The 22,268-nt window shown below is 65.4% G+C and carries 17 protein-coding genes and 1 pseudogene; 5 read left to right on the top strand and 13 right to left on the bottom strand.

Annotation, left to right across the window (positions count from 1 at the left end; translation table 11 throughout):
- Nucleotides 1-144: 144 nt before the first annotated feature.
- Nucleotides 145-1,338 carry a class I SAM-dependent rRNA methyltransferase gene (locus tag F7R26_RS01895; RefSeq protein ID WP_150989615.1) on the top strand — a complete coding sequence of 398 codons (1,194 nt, stop codon included), beginning with the start codon at nt 145-147 and terminating at the stop codon, nt 1,336-1,338.
- 324 nt (nt 1,339-1,662) lie between these two features.
- On the opposite strand, the pseudogene F7R26_RS01890 reads toward F7R26_RS01895, so the two are convergent.
- Nucleotides 1,663-1,855: pseudogene (locus F7R26_RS01890) on the bottom strand (carboxymuconolactone decarboxylase family protein); the annotation flags it as partial.
- Between the two features lie 216 nt (nt 1,856-2,071).
- Between F7R26_RS01890 and F7R26_RS01885 the strand changes: the two are divergent.
- Together F7R26_RS01885 and F7R26_RS01880 are read left to right on the top strand one after the other, a co-directional pair.
- Nucleotides 2,072-3,049, top strand: a complete 978-nt coding sequence (locus tag F7R26_RS01885) for an NAD(P)H-dependent flavin oxidoreductase (protein ID WP_150989612.1) — start codon at nt 2,072-2,074, stop codon at nt 3,047-3,049.
- Nucleotides 3,050-3,054: 5 nt separating this feature from the next.
- Nucleotides 3,055-3,534 (top strand): YbaN family protein, encoded by a 480-nt coding sequence (locus F7R26_RS01880; protein ID WP_241754402.1) that lies wholly within the window; start codon nt 3,055-3,057, stop codon nt 3,532-3,534.
- On the opposite strand, the gene F7R26_RS01875 is transcribed toward F7R26_RS01880, so the two are convergent.
- From F7R26_RS01875 to F7R26_RS01845, 7 genes are all read right to left on the bottom strand, one after another.
- On the bottom strand, nt 3,525-4,775 hold the full coding sequence (locus F7R26_RS01875) for a phenylacetate--CoA ligase family protein (RefSeq protein ID WP_150989607.1): 1,251 nt from the start codon (nt 4,773-4,775) through the stop codon (nt 3,525-3,527). The two genes, F7R26_RS01880 and F7R26_RS01875, sit on opposite strands and share 10 nt — an antisense overlap.
- Nucleotides 4,776-4,952: 177 nt before the next feature.
- The gene (locus tag F7R26_RS01870; protein ID WP_035875783.1) at nt 4,953-5,768 is read right to left on the bottom strand and encodes an ABC transporter ATP-binding protein; all 816 of its coding nucleotides are present in this window, start codon (nt 5,766-5,768) and stop codon (nt 4,953-4,955) included.
- A gap of 102 nt (nt 5,769-5,870) precedes the next feature.
- Complete coding sequence (locus F7R26_RS01865) at nt 5,871-7,205, bottom strand: ABC transporter substrate-binding protein (RefSeq protein ID WP_150989604.1); 1,335 nt, start codon at nt 7,203-7,205, stop codon at nt 5,871-5,873.
- 87 nt (nt 7,206-7,292) lie between these two features.
- The gene (locus F7R26_RS01860) at nt 7,293-8,369 is read right to left on the bottom strand and encodes a branched-chain amino acid ABC transporter permease (protein ID WP_150989601.1); all 1,077 of its coding nucleotides are present in this window, start codon (nt 8,367-8,369) and stop codon (nt 7,293-7,295) included.
- A gap of 26 nt (nt 8,370-8,395) precedes the next feature.
- Nucleotides 8,396-9,310 (bottom strand): branched-chain amino acid ABC transporter permease, encoded by a 915-nt coding sequence (locus F7R26_RS01855; RefSeq protein WP_150989598.1) that lies wholly within the window; start codon nt 9,308-9,310, stop codon nt 8,396-8,398.
- A 24-nt stretch (nt 9,311-9,334) separates the two neighbouring features.
- Complete coding sequence (locus F7R26_RS01850) at nt 9,335-10,246, bottom strand: ABC transporter ATP-binding protein (protein WP_150989595.1); 912 nt, start codon at nt 10,244-10,246, stop codon at nt 9,335-9,337.
- 14 nt (nt 10,247-10,260) lie between these two features.
- The gene (locus tag F7R26_RS01845; protein WP_150989592.1) at nt 10,261-12,231 is read right to left on the bottom strand and encodes an AMP-dependent synthetase/ligase; all 1,971 of its coding nucleotides are present in this window, start codon (nt 12,229-12,231) and stop codon (nt 10,261-10,263) included.
- 238 nt (nt 12,232-12,469) lie between these two features.
- Here F7R26_RS01845 and F7R26_RS01840 point away from each other — a divergent pair, with 238 nt between their 5' ends.
- Nucleotides 12,470-13,138 (top strand): Crp/Fnr family transcriptional regulator, encoded by a 669-nt coding sequence (locus tag F7R26_RS01840; protein ID WP_150989589.1) that lies wholly within the window; start codon nt 12,470-12,472, stop codon nt 13,136-13,138.
- A 58-nt stretch (nt 13,139-13,196) separates the two neighbouring features.
- Here F7R26_RS01840 and F7R26_RS01835 read toward each other — a convergent pair whose 3' ends face one another.
- From F7R26_RS01835 to F7R26_RS01815, 5 genes are all read right to left on the bottom strand, one after another.
- On the bottom strand, nt 13,197-14,741 hold the full coding sequence (locus F7R26_RS01835; RefSeq protein ID WP_150989586.1) for a methyl-accepting chemotaxis protein: 1,545 nt from the start codon (nt 14,739-14,741) through the stop codon (nt 13,197-13,199).
- A 446-nt stretch (nt 14,742-15,187) separates the two neighbouring features.
- Entirely contained in the window at nt 15,188-16,042 is an 855-nt protein-coding gene (locus F7R26_RS01830) for a 3-hydroxybutyryl-CoA dehydrogenase (RefSeq protein WP_150989583.1), read from the bottom strand.
- 72 nt (nt 16,043-16,114) lie between these two features.
- Nucleotides 16,115-16,537: an HIT family protein gene (locus tag F7R26_RS01825; protein ID WP_150989580.1), complete on the bottom strand. Its 423-nt coding sequence runs from the start codon at nt 16,535-16,537 to the stop codon at nt 16,115-16,117.
- A gap of 123 nt (nt 16,538-16,660) precedes the next feature.
- Entirely contained in the window at nt 16,661-19,957 is a 3,297-nt protein-coding gene (gene icmF / locus F7R26_RS01820) for a fused isobutyryl-CoA mutase/GTPase IcmF (RefSeq protein ID WP_150989577.1), read from the bottom strand.
- A gap of 363 nt (nt 19,958-20,320) precedes the next feature.
- Entirely contained in the window at nt 20,321-20,659 is a 339-nt protein-coding gene (locus tag F7R26_RS01815) for a DUF2917 domain-containing protein (RefSeq protein WP_150989574.1), read from the bottom strand.
- Nucleotides 20,660-20,858: 199 nt separating this feature from the next.
- On the opposite strand from F7R26_RS01815, the gene F7R26_RS01810 reads away from it, so the two are divergent.
- Complete coding sequence (locus F7R26_RS01810; RefSeq protein ID WP_150989571.1) at nt 20,859-22,265, top strand: aminotransferase-like domain-containing protein; 1,407 nt, start codon at nt 20,859-20,861, stop codon at nt 22,263-22,265.
- Nucleotides 22,266-22,268: the final 3 nt, after the last annotated feature.

The raw sequence follows: 22,268 nt of genomic DNA, 5'->3' as shown, positions 1-22,268 counted from the left end.
CCGGCGAGCTTGCCGTCATCCTCCCGCCATGCACTGCGTGGCTCCCCTCTCCCGCATGCCGGGAGAGGGAGTAACAACAATCAGGCACTTCGGACCGGGCTGGCCTGCCTGCTCGGCTTCGTCTGGCGCCTAAAAGAACAAATCATGAACACCATCACCCTCAAGCCCGGCAAGGAAAAATCCTTGCTGCGCCGCCACCCCTGGGTCTACGCCACCGGCGTGGATACCGTCGAAGGCCGCTGCGAGCCCGGCAGCACCGTGATCGTGCGCGCCGCCGACGGCCGCTTCCTGGCGCGCGGGGCGTACAGCCCCTCTTCGCAGATTCGCGTGCGGGTGTGGAGCTTCGACGAGAACGAGCCGGTCGATCACGCCATGTTCAAGCGGCGCGTGTCCGCCGCCCTCGCGCATCGCAAGCAGTGGGTGAAAGACAGCGACGCCGTGCGCCTGATCTTCGGTGAATCCGACCGCTTGCCGGGCCTGATCGTCGACTACTACGGCAGCGGCGCCAACGGCCAGCTGGTGTGCCAGTTCAACGCGGCCGGGGTCGAAGCCTGGAAGGACGCGCTGGTGCAGGCGCTGGTCAAGGAAACCGGCTGCCCGAACGTGTACGAGCGCTCCGACGCTGCCGTGCGCGAGCGCGAAGGCTTGCCGCTGGTGACCGGCGTGCTGGCCGGCGCCGCGCCCGACCCCGAGCTCAGCGTGACCGAGCACGGCGTGCGCTACTACGTGGACGTGAAGGAAGGCCACAAGACCGGCTTCTATGTCGACCAGCGCGACAACCGCAAGCTGGTGGGCGATCTGGCCAATGGCCGCGAAGTGCTCAACTGCTTCTGCTACACCGGCGGCTTCTCGCTGGCGGCGCTGCGCGGCGGCGCCACCTCGGTGACCTCGATCGACTCCTCCGGCGAGGCGCTCAAGACCGCCGCGGGCAACGTCGCCCTCAACGGCTTCGACCCCGAGCGCGCGACCTGGCTCGACGCCGACGTATTCAAGTCGCTGCGCCAGTTCCGCGCCGACGGCCGCCAGTTCGACCTGATCGTGCTGGACCCGCCCAAGTTCGCGCCGTCGGCCCAGCACATCGACCGCGCCGCGCGCGCCTACAAGGAGATCAACCTGGTCGGCCTGCAGTTGCTGCGCCCGGGTGGCCTGCTGTTCACCTACTCGTGCTCCGGCGCGATCAGCATGGAGCTGTTCCAGAAGATCGTGGCGGGCGCGGCGACCGATGCCCGCGCCGATGCGCGCATCCTGCGGCGCCTCTCGGCCGGCACCGATCACCCGATGCTGGCGGCCTTCCCCGAAGGCGAGTACCTCAAGGGCCTGTTGCTGGAAAAGATCTGAAACGGCTCTGAACCCGGAGCGACATGCCAGGAAGAGACGGCGCCCCGGGGCGCCGTTTTTTCATGGCGCGCCGCGCGCGCGGCCGTCATCCCGTCTTCACGCGAGCGCCTTCAGTCCGTCACAAACGCCGCATATAGTCCGCTGTGCGGATGCGGCATTGGCAGGTGCCCTCCCGCCTCTTCCTATCAGTCTTCGTGGTAGTTGCCCCGCGGCGTAGCGGGGTTTTTTTTGTTCACCGTTCCGCTCGAGGACGTCTACGGCGTGCGCGGTGAAGGCAAGGACGACACGCGCGAGCTGCGGGCTGGCGCTATGCCTTTTTGCGCGTTATGCCCTTTCCGGGATCGGATTGCGAAAGCGCACGTTGAGCAGGTTCCACGCGTTGATCGTGACAACGGCAAAGCCAGGCTCGGCGATCTCCTCATCGGAAAAGTGCGCGCGCAAAGCCGCAAACGCCTCATCGCTCGCGCTCGCTGAAGAACGGCGCTTCACGCCAGCCGGCCGTTTTGTAACAGCGCCGGCCACGACATGCATGCCGCCATGTTACTTGCTGCCGGCGCGGGCTCCGGCGCAGACTCGGCTCAAAGACTGTTCCCTCGCCTTGCCTCGGTGTATGGCCCCGGTAGACCGCCCCTTCTAACGCCCGCCTAACGCCCGCCAGCCGAAACTCCCTATAATCGAACGATCGTTCATATCCAGGGCGCCACCGGCGCCCGCTCGTGGTCCAGGAGACGCCATGCCCGCCGCCAAACAATTGCCCCAGGTCCTGCAAAACCTGGCGCTGCCCGTGATTTCCTCGCCGATGTTCATCGTCAGCTACCCCGAGCTGGTGCTGGCGCAGTGCAAAGCCGGCATCGTCGGCTCCTTCCCCGCGCTGAACGCGCGCCCCGCCGAGATGCTGGGCGACTGGCTCACGCAGCTGGAAGACGATCTCGCCGCCTTCCGCGCCGCCAACCCGGGCAAGCCGGTCGGGCCGATCGCCGTCAACCAGATCGTCCACACCTCCAATGTGCGCCTGGAGCACGACATCAAGGTGTGCGTGGACCACAAGGTACCCATCTTCATCACCTCGCTGCGCGCGCCGCCCAAGGAGATGATCGACGCCGTGCACAGCTATGGCGGCATCGTGCTGCACGATGTGATCAGCATCCGCCACGCCGAGAAGGCGATCGAGGCCGGCGTGGACGGGCTGATCCTGGTGGCGGCCGGCGCCGGCGGCCATGCCGGCACGCTGTCGCCGTTCGCGCTGGTGGGCGAAGTGCGCAAGATCTTCGACGGCGTGATCGCGCTGTCGGGCTCGATTGCCACCGGCGAATCCGTGCTGGCCGCGCAGGCCATGGGCGCGGACTTCGCTTACGTCGGCACCCGCTTCATTGCCTCGCAGGAAGCCCATGCCAGCGAGTCCTACAAGCAGTCGATCACCACCTCCGCTGCGGCCGACATCATCTACACCAACCTGTTTACCGGCGTGCACGGCAACTATATCCGCGAGAGCATCGAGGCCTCGGGGCTGGATCCCGCCAACCTGCCGCAGGCGGACAAGACCAAGATGGATTTTTCCAGCGGCGCCTCCAAGGCCAAGGCATGGAAGGACGTCTGGGGCGCCGGCCAGGGCGTGGGCCAGATCCACGACATCCCTACCACGGGCGAAATCGTGGCGCGCATGAAGGCCGAGTACAACGACGCGCGCGCCCGCCTGGGGCTCGCGGTCTGAGCGCGTTGCCAGCCGCTACGCCCATCCGTCCCGCACCACCCGCCCAGCCCGCCGCGCGCAGCCGCAGGCAACGCGCGCTGCGCGCGCTGTGGGTGGCGCTCGGTGTGCTCAGCCTGCTGCTGGGCATCGTCGGCATCTTCCTGCCGGTGCTGCCGACCACGCCCTTCGTCTTGCTGGCCGCCGCGTGTTTCGCGCGCGGCTCGGAGCGCTTCCATGCGCGGCTGATTGCGCATCCGCGCTTCGGCCCGCTGGTGCGTGACTGGCAGGCCCACCGCAGCATTCCACTGCGCGCCAAGCGGTTGGCCATCGGCATGATGTGGCTGTCGATGGGCACCACCGCATGGCTGATGCGCGAGCGGGCGCTGGCTTCGCTAACGCTGGTCGCCATCGCCGCGGCCGTCAGCGCGTGGCTGCTGTGGCTGCCGACGCGGCCCGCCGGCGGCCATGCGGCCGCGCCCCCCGGGCGCGACCGCGCTCAGTCGTAACGCCGCGCGTCCTCGATCACCTTGCCGTCCTGCGGCAGCGAGCCTGCTGCCACGAAGCGTACCTCGCCGCGCAGGCGCATCACCTCGCGCAGCGATTCGCCGATGGCCTGTGCCAGTGCCGCATCGTCACGCGCGGCATCGCAGTGCAGCGTCATCACGTCGGCACCCACGCTGCCCGTCACCACCAGGCGCGCGGCACGCACCTCGGGATGGCGCCGCACCACCTCGCCCACCTGCCCGGGATGCACGAACATGCCCTTGACCTTGGTGGTCTGGTCGGCGCGGCCCAGCCAGCCCTTGAGCCGCTGGTTGGTGCGCCCGCACGGGCTGGCGCGCTCGTCCGAGCCGGCCACGAACGCCGACAGGTCCCCCGTGCCGAAACGGATCAGCGGATAGTCGCCATTGCCCAGCACCGTGACCACCACCTCGCCGGTCTCGCCGTCAGGCATGGGCTGCGTGCCGCCCGGCTCGACGATCTCCACCAGCACGTTCTCGTCCACCACCCAGCCATCGCCGCCCTGCGTCTCGTAGGCGATCAGGCCCACGTCGGCGCTGCCGTACATCTGCTGCACGCGGATGCCGCGCTCGGTGAACCAGGCGCGCAGCGATGGCGGCAATGCCTCGCCAGACACCAGCGCCTTCGTCAGGCCCTTGCAGGACAAGCCGAGCTCATCGCCCTTTTCCAGCAGCAGCTTGAGAAAGGATGGCGTGCCCGCGTAGGCCGCCGGCTGCAGGCTCGCCATCGCCTGCACCTGCGATTCGGTCTGTCCCACGCCCGCCGGGAACACACAGCAGCCCAGCCGATGGGCGCCGGATTCCATCATCATGCCGGCCGGCGTGAAGTGGTAGGAGAAGGTGTTGTAGACGAGATCGCCCGAACGGAAGCCTGCCGCGAACATCGCGCGCGCGATCCGCCACCAGTCGGCGCCATGCCCGTCGGGCTCGTGGATCGGGCCGGGCGACTGGAAGATGTGGCGCAGGCCGCCGAGCGGCGTCGCATTCAGCCCGCCCAGCGGCGGCATGGTCTTCTGCCGCGCCGTCAGCTCGGACTTGCGCGTCACCGGCAGCGCCGCCAGCGCGGCGCGCGAGTCCAGCGCGCGCGGGTCCACGTCGCGCAGCACCTCCGCAAAATAAGGCGCATGCGCCTTGGCATGCGCGACCTGGCGCGACAAGGCGTCCAGCAAGGCCAGCGAGCGGACGGCGGGGGCGCGCGTTTCAAGCGAATCGAAGTATTCAGGCATGGTGCGTAGTTCGCGTAGGTAAGCGCGTAGGTAAGCGCGTAGGTAGTCGCGTGATGAACCGTACTGTTTAAAGCCGCACGCGCCTCGGGAAGAACGAAGAAGCCGTTGCGAGCGACCCGAGACGGATTGGCGGAGCGCAGTCGTGCACGGTTCGCGCAGCAGGCTTGTTCGCGCTGCTCAGGCGAGCCAGCGCTTGCGCCGGCGATAGCTCTTTACGTCGCGGAAGGAGCTTCTCCCGCCGCCCTCGCCATCGTTCGCGGCGACGCCCAGGTAGAACTCCTTCACATCCTCATTCGTGCGCAACGCCTCGGCCGCGCCATCCATCACCACGCGGCCGTTCTCCAGGATGTAGCCGTAGTCCGCGTAGCGCAGCGCCACCATGGTGTTCTGCTCGGCCAGCAGGAAGCTGACCTTCTCGCGCTGGTTCAGGTCGCGCACGATCTCGAAGATCTCCTCCACGATCTGCGGCGCCAGCCCCATCGATGGCTCATCGAGCAGGATCATGCTGGGCTTGGCCATCATGGCCCGGCCGATCGCGCACATCTGTTGCTCGCCGCCCGAGGTGTAGCCCGCCTGCGACTTGCGGCGCGTCTTCAGGCGCGGGAAGTAGTCGTAGATGCGCTCCAGCGCATCGCGTGTTTCGCTGCGCGACAAGCCGCGCGTATAGGCGCCGGTCAGCAGGTTTTCCTCCAGCGTCAGGTGGGCGAAGCAATGCCGCCCCTCCATCACCTGGATCACCCCGCGCTTGACCAGCTCGTTGGGCGTGAGCCGGTCGACCCGGTTGCCGCGGTACTCGATCGAGCCCTTGGTGACATCGCCGCGCTCGGCATGCAGCAGGTTGGAGATGGCCTTGAGCGTGGTGGTCTTGCCCGCGCCGTTGGCGCCCAGCAGCGCCACGATCCGCCCCTCGGGCACGTCGAGGGAAACACCCTTGAGCACCAGGATGACGTGGTCGTAGATGACTTCGATATTGTTGACGGACAACAGGCTCATGGTGCGGCTCGGTTGGTGGTTCCTGGCTGGCTTCATCTGCGCTCGCCCGCATGCGGGCGAGCGGAGTCGACAACAATCAACAAACGCCTTGCAGCGCCCGGATCAAGACTTCATGCAGGCAGGCGAGATGCCCTTCTCCTTCGCGAACTGCGCGGCACTCGCCTTGAACAGCGGATGGATCAGGTTCTTGTTGCCTTCGATCCAGTCCGACACCACGACCCACTTGGTGCCGTCCCACTGCTGGATCTTCACCTTGCCCGAGCCTTCGTGGTTGTCGCAGCTGGTCTTGATCTCCGGCAGCAAGCCCGTGGCGCCCAGTTGCTGCAGGCGCGCATTGTTCACGTTCAGGTTCTCGAATGCCCAGCGCATGTCTTCGCCGCTCATGACCTTGCCCTTGCCATACTTGGCCTGCGCCACGCGGATCGCTTCCACCGTCACCACGGCTGCGGACACGCCACGGTTGTAGAGCACCGAGCCAACCTTGTTGCGGTCCTGCATATTGCCCTTGCCCGCGCCGTAGACCACCTTGTCGATATCGGCGATCAGCGGCACGCCCTTGCCCGCCACGTTCCAGGTTGCGCTCATATAACCCTTGGCGGCATCGCCGGCGGGCACGGTGTCTTCTTCCGAACCTGCCCACCACGAGCCAATCATCTTGTCGCGCGCGAAGCCCACCTTTTGCGCCGCCTTGAGCGCGGTCTGGTTCATCACGCCCCAGCCCCAGAAGATCACGTAGTCAGGATTCTCCTGGCGGATCTTCAGCCACTGCGCGCCCTGCTCGTTGCCGGGGTGCGCCACCGGGATCTCGACCAGGTTGAACTTGCCGAGCTTGGCTTCGGCTTCCAGCGCCACGATCGGCTCCTTGCCATAGGCGGAGTCGTGATACAGGTAGACAATCTTCTTGCCGGCCAGCGAGCCGCCGTTCTTGCCCGCCAGGAACTTGACGATGGCCGAGACCTGCATCTGGTAGGTGGTGACCAGCGGGAAAGCATAGGGGAAGACCGAACCGTCGACCGCATCGGTGCGGCCATAGCCCATCATCACCAGCGGCACCTTGTCGCCCGCGGTCTTGTCCACCAGCGCGTAGGAGATGCCGGTCGACATGGTGTGGTACGCGGTGCCTTTGCTGACTGGGCTCTTGCCCTTGAGCCGCTCATAGCACTCCACGCCCTTGGCGTTGTTGTACTCCGTCTCGCATTCTTCCCACGACAGCTTGACGCCGTTCACGCCCCCGTCCTTGAGGTTGACGTAGTTCAGGTAGTCGACGAAGCCGCCATAGAAGGACTGTCCGTTGGCACCATAAGGGCCGACGCGATAGCTGGGCAGCGCAACGAACTGCTCGCCGCTTTGCGCCTGCACCGCCAGCGGCGCCAGTAGCGCGGCCGACGCACCCATCGCCAGGGCGATGCGCTGCAGATTGCGAATCAGGATGGTCATGACAGTCTCCTTCACCTTGGCAGGTGTGTTTGTTATGGAATACCCGTTTGTCTTGTTCCGAACCAAAAAACGTCAATGCGGTGAGACTCAATGGGGGAATGGCCAGAGCCGCAGCTTCTCCTTCGCGATCTGCCACAGCCGTGCCAGGCCATGCGGCTCCACCACCAGGAAGAAGATGATCAGCCCGCCGAACACCATCAACTGGATATGCGACACGGCGGCGTTGGTAAAGGGCAAGTGCAGCAGCGCGGCCAGCGGCGGCAGCGCGATGTCCAGGAAGATCGGCAGCAGCAGGATGAAGGCCGCGCCCAGGAACGAGCCAAGGATGCTGCCCACGCCGCCGATGATGATCATGAACAGCACGCGGAAGGAAAGGTCGAGCGAGAAGCCGTCCGGCTCGACCGAGCCCAGGTAGCAGAACGCATAGAGCGCGCCCGCCACGCCGCAGTAGAACGAGCTGACGGCAAAGGCCAGCAGCTTGGTGCGCATCAGTGGAATGCCGATCACTTCCGCCGCCACGTCCATGTCGCGCACCGACATCCAGGCGCGCCCGGTGGAGGAGCGCACCAGGTTCTTGGCCACCATGGCCAGCACCGTCACCAGCATCAGCACGAAGAGGTATTTCTTCACCGGCGTGTCGATGGCGATGCCGAACAGGTTCAACTGCTGCGCAGTGATCACGCCCGATGAGCTGTTGTTGGAGAACCAGGGAAACTTGGTCAGCGCCCACACCACGAAGAACTGCGCTGCCAGCGTCGCCACCGCAAGGTAGAAGCCCTTGATGCGCAGCGACGGCAAGCCAAACGCCACACCTACCATCGCCGCCGACAGTCCGGCGAGGATAAAGGTCAGCAGCACCGGCAGGCCCTCGATGCGCAACTGGAAGTTGTAGGCCGCGTAAGCGCCCACCGCCATGAAGGCCGCGGTGCCAAGCGAGAGCTGCCCCGCGTAGCCCGTGAGGATATTGAGCCCGAGCGCGGCCAGCGCGAAGATCAGGAACGGGATCAGGATGGCCGAGAACCAGTACTCCGAACCCAGCAGCGGGATCGCCACGAAGGCCACCGCCATCAGCACCGCAAAGCCGATGCGGTCCTGGCGGATGGGGAAGATCTGGCTGTCGGCAACGTAGGTGGTCTTGAACTGGCCGGATTCACGGTAGAACATGTTTTCTCTCCTGAGGCGCGGGCCGGTCAGACACGATCGATGTGTTTCTCACCGAACAGCCCCTCGGGCCGCACCAGCAGGAACAACAGCGCAAACACATAGGGGAACCAGCCTTCGATGCCACCGAAGTTGCCGCCGAACGCGGACTGGAACACGGGCGGGATATAGATCTCGGCCAGCTTCTCCGATGCCCCGATGATCAGCCCGCCGACGATGGCGCCGGGCACCGAGGTAAAGCCGCCCAGGATCAGCACCGGCAACGCCTTCAACGCGGTCAGCGTCAGCGCGAACTGCACGCCGTTGCGCGAGCCCCACAGCATGCCCGCCACCAGCGCCACGAAGCCCGCCACGCCCCAGACGATGGCCCAGATATGCTGCAGCGGAATCCCCAGCGACAGCGCGGCCTGGTGATCGTCCGCCACCGCGCGCAAGGCACGGCCCACCTTGGTGTACTGGAAGAACAGCGCCAGCGTGCCCACCAGGACGGCGGCGATACCCGCCGCCGCCAGATCGAACTTGGACACCACGATATTGAAGCGCGTCAGGATGGCTTCGATGGGCTCGTCGACGATGCCGAGGTTGATCGGGCGCACTTCATTGCCGAACAACAGCGGCCCCAGCCCCTCGAGGAAGAAGGACAGCCCGATGGTGGCCATGAACAGCGTGATGGGTGGCTGGTTCACCAGCTTGCGCAGCACCAGCCGTTCGGTGCTGATGCCGACCACCACCATCACGCCAAACGCGCCGATCACGGCCGCCCACATCGGCAGGCCCTTGTCCATCAGCCCCACCACCGCCAGCGCGGCAAAGTACACCATCGCGCCCTGCGCGAAGTTGAACACGCCCGATGCCTTGTAGATCAGCACGAACCCCAGCGCCACCAGCGAGTACATCAACCCCGACAATAAGCCGCCGATCAGGATTTCAAAGAAGAACGTCATGATTGTCCTTGTCTTGCAGCTGCATCAGTGGCCCGCGCCCAGATAGGCGCGAATCACATCCGGGTTGGCCTTCACCGCTTCCGGCGTGCCATCGCCGATCTTCTTGCCGTAGTCCAGCACCACCACGCGGTCGGAGATGTCCATCACCACGCCCATGTCGTGCTCGATCAGCACGATGGTGGTGCCGAACTGATGGTTCACGTCCAGGATGAAGCGGCACATGTCCTGCTTCTCTTCCACGTTCATGCCGGCCATCGGCTCGTCGAGCAGCAGCATCGAAGGCTCGGCCGCCAGCGCGCGCGCCAGCTCCACGCGCTTTTGCAGTCCGTAGGGCAAGCGTCCCACCGGTGTCTTGCGGATCGCCTGGATCTCGAGGAAATCGATCACCTCCTCGACCTTGCGCCGGTGCTGCATTTCCTCGTTGCGCGCCGGGCCCCACCACAGCGCATTGGCCAGCAGGCCGCTGCGGAACCTGGTGTTGCGCCCGGTCATGATATTGTCGAGCACGGTCATGCCCTTGAACAGCGCGATATTCTGGAAGGTGCGCGCAATGCCCTGGCGCGCCGCGGCGGTGGGATGCATCTTGCGCCGCTCCTCGCCGCGAAACACGATGCGCCCTTGCTGCGGGTGGTAGACCCCGTTGATCACGTTGAGCATCGAGCTCTTGCCCGCGCCGTTGGGGCCGATGATGGCGCGGATCTCATGCTCGCGCACGTCAAACGAGATATCGGTCAACGCCTTCACGCCGCCGAAGGCCAACGAAATATTCTGCAGGTCGAGTATCACGTCGCCGGCCTTGCGCACCTGCGCATGCTCCATCTGAACCCCGCCGAGCGCTTGTGCTGTTGCTGTTGCCCCTGCCCCCGCGGATGCGCCGCTCCACGCCGGCTGGCCATCGCCGCCGCGCCCCACCCCTTGCCATGCCATTTGCGTCATCCTCTCGCCCCTGCTCATGCTGCGCGCTTCGCACCGGCGGTGGCCGGGGGGAAGCGCTTGACATCGACCAGCTTCAACGTGGCCGAGACGCTGCCTTCACGCCCGTCCTCGAACTTCACGCGCGTCTCGATGAACTGCTCCGGCTTGCCGGCGTACAGGGCATCGATCAGCGACGCGTATTTCTCGGCGATATAGCCACGGCGCACCTTGCGCGTGCGGGTGAGCTCATCGTCGTCCGGATCGAGTTCCTTGTGCAGGATCAGGAAGCGCGAAACCTGCGAGCCAGCCAGCATGGCATCGGCGGCGAGATCGGCATTCACCTGCTCCACGCACTCGCCGATCATGGCGATCACCTCTGGCTGCGCCGCCAGGTCGATGTAGCCCGCATAGGCCAGGTGGCGCCGCTCGGCCCAGTTGCCCACGGCATCGAAATCGATGTTGATGAACGCGCAGACGCTGTCGCGGCCGGTGCCGAACGCCACCGCTTCCTTGATATAGGGAAAGAACTTGAGCTTGTTCTCGATGTACTTGGGCGCGAACATGGCGCCGTCGGACAGCTTGCCCACGTCCTTCGCGCGATCGATGATCTTGAGGTGGCCATCGGCGTCGATCACGCCGGCGTCGCCGGTCATGAAATAGCCTTGATCGTTGATCGCCTCGCGGGTGGCATCGTCGCGCTTGTAGTAGGCCTTCAACAAACCCACGCCACGCACCAGCACTTCGCCGTTCTCGGCAATGCGGATCTCCATGCCCGGCGCGGCGGGCCCGACCGAATCGAACTTGACCTTGCCGTCCGGCTGCAGGCAGACATAGGCGCAGGTTTCGGTCTGGCCGTAGAACTGCTTGAGGTTGACGCCGATGGAGCGATAAAAGCGAAACAGGTCCGGGCCAATCGCCTCGCCCGCCGTGTAGCCCACGCGGATGCGGCTCATGCCGAGCACATTGCGCAGCGGCCCGAAGATCAGCGCCTCGCCGGCCGCGTAGCGCAGGCGGTCGGCCAGCGGCACCGGATTGCCGTCGAGGATGTCGGTGCCGCAGCGGCGCGCCACGCCCATGGCCCAGTGAAAGAGCTTGCGCTTGATCCAGCCCGCATCTTCCATGCGGATCATCACCTGCGTGAGCAGGTTTTCATAGATGCGCGGTGGCGCGAAGTAATAGGTGGGGCCGATCTCGCGCAGGTCGGTCATCACCGTCTCGCGCGATTCCGGGCAGTTCACGGTGAAGCCCGCCACCATGGCCTGCGCGTACGAGAACAGGTTGTCGCCCACCCATGCCATCGGCAGGTAGGACAGCACATCGTCCCTTGCGCTCAGGCCATCGAACGCGCAGCCATTGCGCGCCGCGCCGATCAGGCCGCGATGCGAGTGGCACACACCCTTGGGCTTGCCGGTGGTGCCGGAGGTGTAGAGGATGATGGCGGTATCGTCAGGATCGCCCGCGGCAACGGCGGCATCGAAGTAGCCTGGATTGGCACGATCGAACTCGCGGCCGATTTCCTGCAGGCGCTGGTAAGACATCAACGCCGGATGATCGTAGTCGCGCAGCCCGCGCGGGTCTTCATAAATGATGTGGCGCACCGTGCGGCCCTGCGCGGCTAGCTGCTCCTCCACCTCCAGCAGCTTGTCCACCTGCTCCTGGTCCTCCACGATGGCAAAGCCGATCTCGGCATCGTTCAGCACATAGATCATCTCGCCGGCGATGGCATCCTGGTAGAGCGGCACCGGCACGCCGCCCATGGCCTGCGCCGCGCTCATGGCCCAGTACAGGCGCGGCCGGTTGTCGCCGACCACCGCCAGGTTCATGCCGCGGGCAAAGCCCAGGGCCGCCAGGCCGCACGCGAGCGCGCGCACCTCCTGCGCAGTCTGCGCCCAGCTATAGGTTTGCCAGATCCCGAGATCCTTCTCACGGTAAGCCGGGCTTTCCGGCCGCTGCTGCGCATGCGCAAGCAACAAGCGCGGGAAGGTCGTCGCCGACGGTTCCTGCATGGATGTCTCCTGTCCCTCCGGCGCGGGGGTCCGCCACCGGTGCCAAGCCTGCTGCCGCTCGTTATACTTGGCCTGTTTTGCCCGGCGGTGTTCGTGCCGCGACGCAACAAGCCCGCCGCGCCTGTCCTGGCGCGCATTCGCGGTTCGTGGTGATCGTAAGATAGCCCATGCCATTTCCCCCGGTTGTCACGCCGATGACAATTCCGGGTTAATCCCTACGGGGGAGGTTCTTCAGGTCATGCTCAACGATTTCGTCGACCGCTGCGTGTGGGCAGCCGACCTCAGCGAAGAACAACGCGACATCGTCCGGCGCGCCATGTGCGTGCGCGAATATAGCCAGGGCGACTATGTCTGCCATAAGGGCGATAAGGCGGAACACTGGCTGGGCGTGCTGGAAGGGATCGTCAAGATCACTACCGTATCGCCTTCCGGCAAGTCGGTCACCTTTACCGGCGTGCCGACGGGGGGCTGGTTTGGCGAAGGTGCCGTGCTCAAGGCCGAGATCCGCAAGTATGACGTGATGGCACTGCGGCGCTCGCGCATTGCGTTCCTGCCGCGCGAGACTTTTCAGTGGTTGCTGGATACCAGCTTGCCGTTCACGCGGTTCCTGCTGACGCAGTTCAATGAGCGGCTGGGACAGTTCATTGCCGCCGTGGAATACGAACGGCTGCTCGATATCGATTCGCGCGTGGCGCGCGCGGTGTCGTCGCTGTTCAATGAGCACCTGTACCCTGGCCTGGGGACCACGCTGGAGATTTCGCAGGAAGAAATCGGGCTGCTGGCGGGCATATCGCGGCAGCGGGCCAACCAGGCGCTGAAGGTGCTGGAACAGCAGGGACTGGTGAAGGTCGACTACGGCGTGATCGAGGTATTGGACCTGGAAGGGCTGCGGCAGTACGGCGAGTAGCGCCGCCACGCGCTTCGTGGCCACCTAGCGGCATGGCCCGATGCGGCGTGGCGCGCGCTCAACGGAATACGCCGACCGCTTCCACCAGCCGGTTGGCCTGCTGTTTCAGGCTCTGTGCGGCGGCCGCGCTCTGCTCCACCAGCGCCGCGTTTTGCTGGGTGATGCGGTCGAGGTCGCCGATGGCATCGCCAACCTGGCTGATGCCCGCGCTCTGCTCGGACGTAGCCAGGCTGATCTCGGCGATCAGGTCGGAGACGCGCCTGACCTGCGCCACGATGTTGTCCATGGTCTGGCCGGCGTCGTTGACCAGTTGCGCCCCTGAGTCGACCTTTTCCACGCTGGCGCCGATCAGCGCCTTGATCTCCTTGGCCGCGCTGGCGCTGCGCTGCGCGAGCCCGCGCACCTCGCCGGCCACCACCGCGAAGCCCCTGCCCTGTTCCCCGGCCCGCGCGGCTTCCACCGCGGCATTCAGCGCAAGGATATTGGTCTGGAAGGCGATGCCGTCGATCACGCTGATGATGTCGCCGATCCGCTTCGAGCTGCTGCTGATTTCCTCCATGGTCGCCACCACCTGCGACATCGCCTTGCCGCCCTTGGCCGCCTCGGTACTGGCGGAGCCGGACAACTCGTTTGCCTGGGCCGCGGTCTCGGCATTGCTCTTGACCGTGGCCGTCATCTGCGTCATCGACGACGCCGTATCCTGTACGTTGGATGCCGCCTGCTCGGTACGCACGCTCAGGTCGCTGTTGCCCTGCGCGATCTCGCTGCTTGCGCCTTGCACGTTCAGCACCTGCTCGCTCACGTCGTCGATCAGCCAGCGGAACATCAGGCCAAGCTGGCTGATCGTGCGCAGCGTCATGCCAATCTCGTCCACGCGGTCCATATGCTCGACCTGCTGGCTTTCGCCGGACGCCACGCGCAGGGCCTGCGCCATGACCCGCTCCAGCGGCCGCGAGATCTGCGCCTCCAGCCAGCCGGAGACCAGCAGCAGCATGGCGGCGACGATGCCACCCAGGCCGGCCAGCGGCATCCCGCTCATGCCGAGCACCGCGGCACCAATGACCGAGGCCGGCAGCAAGGTTGCCAGGGCACCGCGCATGCGCCAGCGCACCGGCATGGTCTTGAAGGCCGACGCCCAACGCTTCCAGCCGCCCTGAATGATCAGGCCCTTGTGAAAACGCCGTTGGCCCGCACTACCCTCGCGGAAGTCCTGGTAGAGCCGCCCGGCGGCGTCAACCTCCTCGCGCGAGGGCTTGGTGCGCACCGACATGTATCCCACCGGCTTGCCGTTGCGCACTAGCGGCATGGCATTGGCGCGTACCCAGTAATGGTCGCCGTCCTTGCGCCGGTTCTTCACCAGCGCTGTCCAGGGCTCGCCGCGCTTGAGCGTGGCCCACATATCGGCGAACGCCTCGGCCGGCATATCCGGGTGCCGCACGATATTGTGGGGCTGGCCCTGGATTTCCTCGCGTGTGAAACCGCTGACATCGACAAAGGCCGCGTTGGCATAGGCAATGCGGCTTTCGGTGTCGGTGGTCGACATCAGCGTCGCATTCTCAGGCAGTTCGTATTCGCGCTGCGAGACGGGTTGGTTGTTGCGCATAAAGATTCCCCATCGGTTTTCCAAAGCACGCGTTGCGCACGGACAGTGCCACGACCGCGGCGGCGCGTAGTGCATATCAGCGTTTACGGGAATGTCTATACAAAGCTTTAGCGATCAGGCATGAATCAAGCCATTCATCTGGCCTTACTTGATCGAAATTGATTTCACTCAGCATTTATCGGCTTTTTCGTTACCACAAGCTTGACAATATTTTTTAATACGATCGTTCTATTAAATTGAAGTTGGTATCGATTCTTATTTAAAAAATTCAGGCAGACAACAAATACCCAGGGGCCGAAAGAGGCATATTCCCTCGATCCCGACAGTGCTGGAGAGGCCGGCAGGCCGGGGCGTTCCACAGCCGAAAAAAAAGCTGGCGACGGATCGCTCCGTTGCCAGCTTTCTTGGCTCCCCCCGCCTATGAGGAAGGGGGACTTCCTTCTATATCACTTGCTGTAGACGTACACACCGCGGCCCGTCTTGCGGCCGAGATAACCCGCCGCCACCATTTCGCGCATCAGCATGGCCGGGCGGTATTTCGGGTCGGCAAATTCGGTGTACAGCACCTCCATCACCGCCAGCATCGTGTCCAGGCCGATCATGTCTGCCAGCGCCAGCGGGCCGATCGGGTGGTTGCAACCCAGCTTCATGCCTTCGTCGATTTCTTCCGGCGACGCCAGGCCTTCGCCCAGTACGCAGAACGCCTCGTTGATCATCGGGCAGAGAATCCGGTTGACCACGAAGCCCGGGTTGTTCTTCACGGTGATCGGGTATTTGCCGAGGTTCTTCGACAGTTCTTCCACCAGCGCGTGCGTGGCATCGCTGGTCTGCAGGCCGCGGATCAGCTCCACCAGGGCCATCATCGGCACCGGGTTAAAGAAGTGCATGCCGATGAAGTTGCCCGGGCGGCTGGTGACGGCGGCCAGCTTGGTGATCGAGATCGACGAGGTGTTGGACGCGACGATCACGTTGTCGCCGACGATGCTGTCGATCTGCTTGAGGATCTTGACCTTGAGGTCGAAGTTCTCGGTAGCGGCTTCGATCACGATGTCGGCGGCCTTGAGCGCGTCATAGGACGTGGAGCCCTTGATGCGCGCGAGTGCGGCATCCTTGTCGGCTTCGCTGATCTTGTCCTTCTTGATCAGGCGATCCAGGCTGCTGCCCACGGTGGCGATGCCCTTGTTCACCGCTGCGTCGCTGATGTCCACCATCACCACGTCCAGGCCCACCACGGCGCACGCTTGCGCGATGCCGTTGCCCATGGTGCCGGCGCCTACGATGCCCACTGTCCTGATTCCCATCTTGTCTTCCTTGTTGCTGGTTGCTTGATTCTGGCGTGGCGCGCCGCAGTCACGGCGCACCGATGTCTCTGGTCAGGCTTCGCCCAGCGCGGCAATGATGCGCTCGGCGTGCTGGCTGAGGATTTCCGGATCCTGCATGTCGCTGCCGTGGCCGCGCAGGGTGCGCTCGGCGTAGCGCGGCACGATGTGGAAATGCACGTGCGGCACGGTCTGGCCCGCGGCGGCGCCGTTGAACTGGCCGATCGAGATGCCGTCCGGCGAGAAGGCGGCGCGCACCGCCCGGGCGACGCGCTTGGTGGTGCGGATGGCGGCTTCGGCGCCAGCGTCGGACAGGTCGAACAACTCGGCGGCGGGTTCCTTGGTCACGACCAGCACGTGGCCATCGGACTGCGGCATGATGTCCATGAAGGCCATGGTGTCGGCGTCCTCATACACCTTGTTGCAAGGCAATTCGCCACGCAGGATGCGGGCGAAGATATTGTTGGGATCGTACACGGTACTCCTGATTGGTCTTGGTCTTGATCTTCGCTGGCGCTCGCTGCCCGCAAGGCGACGCGGCTGGCGCGAGCGTCAAGTTTAACGCAGGGGCCTCGCACGAGACAGCCCCTGGCGGACGGATCACATATTGCGGCGGTACTGGCCTCCTACCTCAAACAATGCATGCGTGATCTGCCCGAGCGAGCACACGCGCACCGCATCCATCAGCACCGCAAACACATTGTCGTTGTCGATCACAGCCTGGCGCAGCCGCTGCAGCATGGCCGGCGCCGCATCCGCATGACGGGCGTGGAAGTCCGCCAGCCGCGCAAGCTGTCCCTGCTTCTCCGCTTCGCTGGAACGCGCCAGTTCGAGCGATGGCGGCGTAGCATCGCCATTGGGATTGCGGAACGTATTGACGCCGATGATGGGCAGCGTGCCGTCGTGCTTGCGCTGCTCGTAGTACAGCGACTCGTCCTGGATCTTGCCTCGCTGGTAGCCCGTCTCCATCGCGCCGAGCACACCGCCGCGCTCGGCGATGCGCTCGAACTCCTGCATCACCGCGTCTTCCACCAGGTCGGTCAGCTCGTCGATCAGGAAGCTGCCCTGGTTGGGGTTCTCGCATCTGGCCACGCCCCACTCGCGGTTGATGATGAGCTGGATCGCCAGCGCGCGGCGCACCGACTCGCCGGTGGGCGTGGTGATGGCTTCGTCGTACGCGTTGGTGTGCAGCGAATTGCAATTGTCGTAGATGGCGATCAGCGCCTGCAGCGTGGTGCGGATGTCGTTGAAGTCGATCTCCTGCGCGTGCAGCGAGCGCCCGGAAGTCTGGATGTGGTACTTGAGCTTCTGGCTGCGTTCATTGGCGCCGTACTTGTCGCGCAGCGTCACCGCCCAGATGCGGCGCGCCACCCGGCCCAGCACGCTGTATTCCGGGTCCATGCCGTTGGAGAAGAAGAACGACAGGTTGGGAGCGAAGTCATCGATATGCATGCCGCGCGCCAGGTACGCCTCCACATAGGTGAAGCCATTGGACAGCGTGAACGCCAGTTGCGAGATCGGGTTCGCGCCCGCCTCCGCGATGTGATAGCCGGAAATCGACACCGAGTAGAAGTTGCGCACCTGGTGATGGACAAAGTACGCCTGAATATCGCCCATCACCTTGAGCGAGAACTCGGTCGAGAAGATGCAGGTGTTCTGGCCCTGGTCTTCCTTGAGGATGTCGGCCTGCACCGTGCCGCGCACGTTCTGCAGCACCCACGCGCGGATCTTGGCTTCCTCGTCGGCGGTGGGCTCGCGGCTGTTGTCGGCCCGGAACTTGTCAAGCTGCTGGTCGATGGCGGTGTTCATGAACATCGCCAGGATGGTGGGCGCGGGCCCGTTGATGGTCATCGACACCGAGGTCGACGGGCTGGTGAGATCGAAGCCGTCGTACAGCACCTTCATGTCGTCAAGCGTGGCGATCGACACGCCCGAGTTGCCGACCTTGCCGTAGATGTCCGGGCGGGTGTGCGGGTCCTCGCCGTACAGCGTGACCGAATCGAAGGCAGTGGACAGGCGCTTGGCATCCAGGCCCTCGGAGACCAGCTTGAAGCGGCGGTTGGTGCGAAAGGCATCGCCCTCGCCGGCGAACATGCGGGTGGGGTCTTCATTCTCGCGCTTGAAGGCGAACACGCCGGCGGTGTAGGGGAAGCTGCCGGGCACGTTCTCGCGCAGCAGCCACCTGAGCACTTCGCCATCGTCCTCGAAGCGCGGCAGCACCACCTTGCGCACCGTGGTGCCGGACAAGGTGGTGGTGGTGAGCGTGGTGCGGATTTCCTTGTCGCGGATCTTCACCACGTACTCGTCGCCGCTGTAGGCCTTGCGCATCTCCGGCCACATCGCCAGCAGCTTGCGCTCCTGCGCGCCGAGCGCGGCGTCGCGTTCGGTGGCGAGAGCCTGTAGCGCTTCGCCCTGGTCCTCCTGCCCGGAGGCCGCCAGCAGCATGCGGCGCGCCTCGCGCAGTTGCTGGCGCTCGCGCGCCAGCCGGCTCTGCGCATCCACGCGGCGATGATAGGCACGCACCGTGTCGGCGATCTCGGCCAGATAGCGGTTGCGCGCCGGCGGGACGATCACGTTCTGGCCAGTGGAGACGCGTCCGCTCAACTGCGGCAGCACGCCGGCCGGCGCACGCATGCCGCGCGCGCACAGCGCTTCACGCAGGCCCTGGTAGAGCATGGTCACGCCGTCGTCGTTGAAGCGCGACGCCTGGGTGCCGTACACCGGCATCTCCTCGGGCCTGGCATGCCATTGCTCGCGGTTGCGCTGCACCTGCTTGGCCACGTCGCGCCACGCGTCCTGCGCGCCCTTGCGATCGAACTTGTTGATGGCCACAAAATCCGCGAAGTCCAGCATGTCGATCTTCTCGAGCTGGCTGGCGGCGCCAAACTCGGGCGTCATCACGTAGAGCGACAGGTCCACGTGCGCAACGATGGCCGCGTCTCCCTGCCCGATGCCCGAGGTTTCGACGATGATCAGGTCGAAGCCGGCCACCTTGCAGGCCGCCAGCACATCGGGCAGCGCCCGCGAGATCTCCGAGCCGGCCTCGCGCGTGGCCATCGAGCGCATGAAGATGCGCGGATGGTTGATCGCGTTCATGCGGATGCGGTCGCCCAGCAGCGCGCCGCCGGACTTGCGGCGCGACGGATCGATCGAGATCACCGCAATGGACAGCGCATCGCGCTGGTCCAGCCGGATGCGGCGGATCAGCTCATCGGTCAGCGAGGATTTGCCCGCGCCGCCGGTGCCGGTGATGCCGAGCACGGGCGTCTTCACCTTGGCCGCCTCGGCGCGCAGGGTGTCGGCCAGCGCGGGATCCGCCTTGCCGTTTTCCAGTGCCGTGATCAGCTGCGCGAGCGCGCGGCGGTCGCCGCCTCTCATCGCATCGAGCGTGGTGGGGGCATAGCGCGCCAGGTCGATATCGCAGCGCTGCACCATGTCGGCGATCATGCCCGCCAGGCCCAGGCGCTGGCCGTCCTCCGGGCTGAAGATCCGCGCCACGCCGTAGGCTTGCAACTCGCGGATCTCGTCCGCCACGATCACGCCGCCGCCGCCGCCGAACAACTGGATGTGCTCGCCGCCGCGCTGGCGCAGCAGGTCCACCATGTACTTGAAATACTCGACGTGGCCGCCCTGGTAACTGGAGATGGCGATGCCCTGCACGTCTTCCTGCAAGGCTGCGCTGACCACCTCTTCCACTGAGCGGTTATGCCCGAGATGGATCACCTCGCAGCCCGAGGACTGCAGGATGCGCCGCATGATGTTGATGGAAGCGTCGTGGCCGTCGAACAGCGAGGCCGCGGTGACAAAGCGCACCTTGTTGACGGGCCCTTTCGGTCCCTGCGCCTGATGGGGAGCGCCAGGTTGAGCGCCCTTCTGCACATCGGAAAGATCGGTCATTGTCTCCACCATGTTCGGTGTTCTGGCTGGTCGCATGACGTCCACGGCTGCCGCTCTGGAGGCGGCTCGGATCTGACACGCGAGCGGTCTGGCTGGTGCCGGCGCAACGGCTTGATTATATGACGTTTACGTTAACGGCAATCAATCCACGGCAGCGCTTATTGGCGCGCGGCGCGGCCAGCCATGAACATCCTCGCATAGTTGACGCGACGATGTGGAGGGAGGGAGCGCGGCATCGGGGGAGTTCGATGCCGGCAAACCGCATTCTGGAGAGCGCACGACCAGACACTTGGCCAGGCTTCTACCAATACAGATGGGAGCGGGATGGCCGGACACGCTGCGCGCGGCCCGGCCGATAGCCTCTCAGAGGCCCGGTTCCGGGCACTGGCCGGCGCCGGAGGCACGGCGCTCGCCAAAGCGGTGCTTCAGCGCACTCGCCAGCCCGCCCAGCCAGCGCCACGACGACGGGGCCGGCGTCTCGGCCAGCGTGAAGCGCGCGCCCTCGCTTTCGCCGGACAACCACACCCGGGCGCCGGCAGGCAGCGCAAAAACGGCCCCCGGCAGCAGCCAGATGTCCGCATGGTGCCCTTCCACCGTGAGCCAAAGGCGGCCTTCGACTGCCTTCACGCGCTGGCCTTCGCGGGCGCGCCAGCTCACCGGCCGGCCCAATTCATCGAATTCGAAGATCCTTAGTTCGCGCATTTCATCACTCCTGTTCTGCTGTTCCGCTGTTCTGCATGGCGGCCATGTCTCTCGTGCCCACCGGCCCGGCCAGTGCCGGCACTTCCGCCGCATGCCTTCCATTATTCACAGCGCAAACTACAATCCCATGAACAGTTGCGAACAGTTTGACATGAACTGTTCAGTAGTTTTTCCTGACACTTTCCCCTGCACCCTGCCGATGAAGCTGACCCTCGTTCCCGCCACCGGCGTGCCCCTGACCGACCAGATCGTCAACGAGGTCAAGACCTGGATCAGCGCGCGCGAGGTGCGCCCCGGCGCGCGCCTGCCGTCGATCCGGCAGCTCGCGGCGGAGCATGGCATCAGCCGTTTTCCGGTGATCGAGGCCTATGACCGGCTGGTGTCGCAGGGCTTGCTCGATTCCCGCCACGGGTCGGGCTTCTTCGTCGCGGACAGCCCGCTGCTGGCGCGCGGCGCCAATGGCTGGTCGGACCCGCGCCTGGCGGAAGATTTGTCGGGCCATATCCTGGAGCAGTTCAACCATCCCAGCGCCACGCTCAAGCTGGCGGGCGGCTTTGTGCCCGAGAGCTGGCGCGACGTGGAAGGGCTGACCCAGGCCATCCGCCAGGTCTCGCGCAACGACATCAACAGCGTGATCCACTACGCCACGCCGATGGGCAGCCCGGAGCTGCGCCAGCATGTGCTGACGCGCGTGCGGCAGCTCGGCATCGCGGCGGAGCTGCCGCAGGTGCTGATCACCACGGGCGCCAGCCAGGCGCTGGACCTGGTGGTGCGGCGCCTGCTCAAGCCGGGCGATACGGTGTTCGTGGAGGATCCTGGCTACTACAACCTGTTCGGCCTGCTGCGCCTGCACGGGGTGCGGCTGGTGGGGGTGCCGCAAACCCGCAACGGCCCCGACCCGGACGCCGCCGAAGCGCTGCTGCGCGAGCACAAGCCCAAGCTGTTCTTCACCAACAGCGTGCTGCAGAACCCGACCGGCTCGACCCTCTCGCCGCCGGTCGCGTTCCGCCTGCTGGAGCTGGCGCGCCGGCACGGCTTCCGTTTTGTCGAGGACGATATCTTCTCGGACTTCCAGACCAACTACACCGACCGGCTGGCCACGCTGGACCAGCTCGAACACGTGATCTACATCGGCGGCTTTTCCAAGACGGTGTCGGCCTCGCTGCGGGTCGGCTACCTGGTGGCCGACAAGGCGCTGGTGAAGGACCTGGTGGATGTGAAGGTGCTAACCAGCGTAGCGGGCTCGCATTTCGCGGAGAGCGTGACGGCGGCGCTGCTGGAGCGCGGTGCCTACCGCAAATACATGGAGCGGCTGCGGCTGCGCGTGCGCCAGGCCACCGCGCGCGCGGTGCAGCACCTGGGCGACGCCGGCTGGGAAGTGTACTGCGAGCCGGCGGGCGGCAATTTCCTGTGGGCTCGCACGCGCGGGATCGAGGATTCGCGCGAGCTGGTGACCCTGGCCGAGCAGCATGGGGTGACACTGGCGCCCGGCAATTACTTCCGGCCGGGCGGCGAGGGCTCGGCCTGGATCCGCATCAACTCCGCCTTTGTCGAGGAGCCGCGCGCGCTGGCCTTCCTGCGGGAAGCCGGCGCGCGCGAACGGTAAGCG

Source organism: Cupriavidus basilensis (assembly GCF_008801925.2).
GTDB lineage: Bacteria > Pseudomonadota > Gammaproteobacteria > Burkholderiales > Burkholderiaceae > Cupriavidus > Cupriavidus basilensis.
This window is presented reverse-complemented; position numbering and strand designations above follow the sequence as displayed.

What these genes read in the sequence shown, in the direction of transcription:
- F7R26_RS01830 (WP_150989583.1), bottom strand. Translation starts at nt 16,042, where the DNA reads ATGGGAATCAGGACAGTGGGCATCGTAGGCGCCGGCACCATGGGCAAC.
- F7R26_RS01855 (WP_150989598.1), bottom strand. Translation starts at nt 9,310, where the DNA reads ATGACGTTCTTCTTTGAAATCCTGATCGGCGGCTTATTGTCGGGGTTG.
- F7R26_RS01835 (WP_150989586.1), bottom strand. Translation starts at nt 14,741, where the DNA reads ATGCGCAACAACCAACCCGTCTCGCAGCGCGAATACGAACTGCCTGAG.
- F7R26_RS01865 (WP_150989604.1), bottom strand. Translation starts at nt 7,205, where the DNA reads ATGACCATCCTGATTCGCAATCTGCAGCGCATCGCCCTGGCGATGGGT.
- F7R26_RS01885 (WP_150989612.1), top strand. Translation starts at nt 2,072, where the DNA reads ATGCCCGCCGCCAAACAATTGCCCCAGGTCCTGCAAAACCTGGCGCTG.
- icmF (WP_150989577.1), bottom strand. Translation starts at nt 19,957, where the DNA reads ATGACCGATCTTTCCGATGTGCAGAAGGGCGCTCAACCTGGCGCTCCC.
- F7R26_RS01870 (WP_035875783.1), bottom strand. Translation starts at nt 5,768, where the DNA reads ATGAGCCTGTTGTCCGTCAACAATATCGAAGTCATCTACGACCACGTC.
- F7R26_RS01840 (WP_150989589.1), top strand. Translation starts at nt 12,470, where the DNA reads ATGCTCAACGATTTCGTCGACCGCTGCGTGTGGGCAGCCGACCTCAGC.
- F7R26_RS01850 (WP_150989595.1), bottom strand. Translation starts at nt 10,246, where the DNA reads ATGACGCAAATGGCATGGCAAGGGGTGGGGCGCGGCGGCGATGGCCAG.
- F7R26_RS01860 (WP_150989601.1), bottom strand. Translation starts at nt 8,369, where the DNA reads ATGTTCTACCGTGAATCCGGCCAGTTCAAGACCACCTACGTTGCCGAC.
- F7R26_RS01875 (WP_150989607.1), bottom strand. Translation starts at nt 4,775, where the DNA reads ATGCCTGAATACTTCGATTCGCTTGAAACGCGCGCCCCCGCCGTCCGC.
- F7R26_RS01895 (WP_150989615.1), top strand. Translation starts at nt 145, where the DNA reads ATGAACACCATCACCCTCAAGCCCGGCAAGGAAAAATCCTTGCTGCGC.
- F7R26_RS01815 (WP_150989574.1), bottom strand. Translation starts at nt 20,659, where the DNA reads ATGCGCGAACTAAGGATCTTCGAATTCGATGAATTGGGCCGGCCGGTG.
- F7R26_RS01810 (WP_150989571.1), top strand. Translation starts at nt 20,859, where the DNA reads ATGAAGCTGACCCTCGTTCCCGCCACCGGCGTGCCCCTGACCGACCAG.
- F7R26_RS01845 (WP_150989592.1), bottom strand. Translation starts at nt 12,231, where the DNA reads ATGCAGGAACCGTCGGCGACGACCTTCCCGCGCTTGTTGCTTGCGCAT.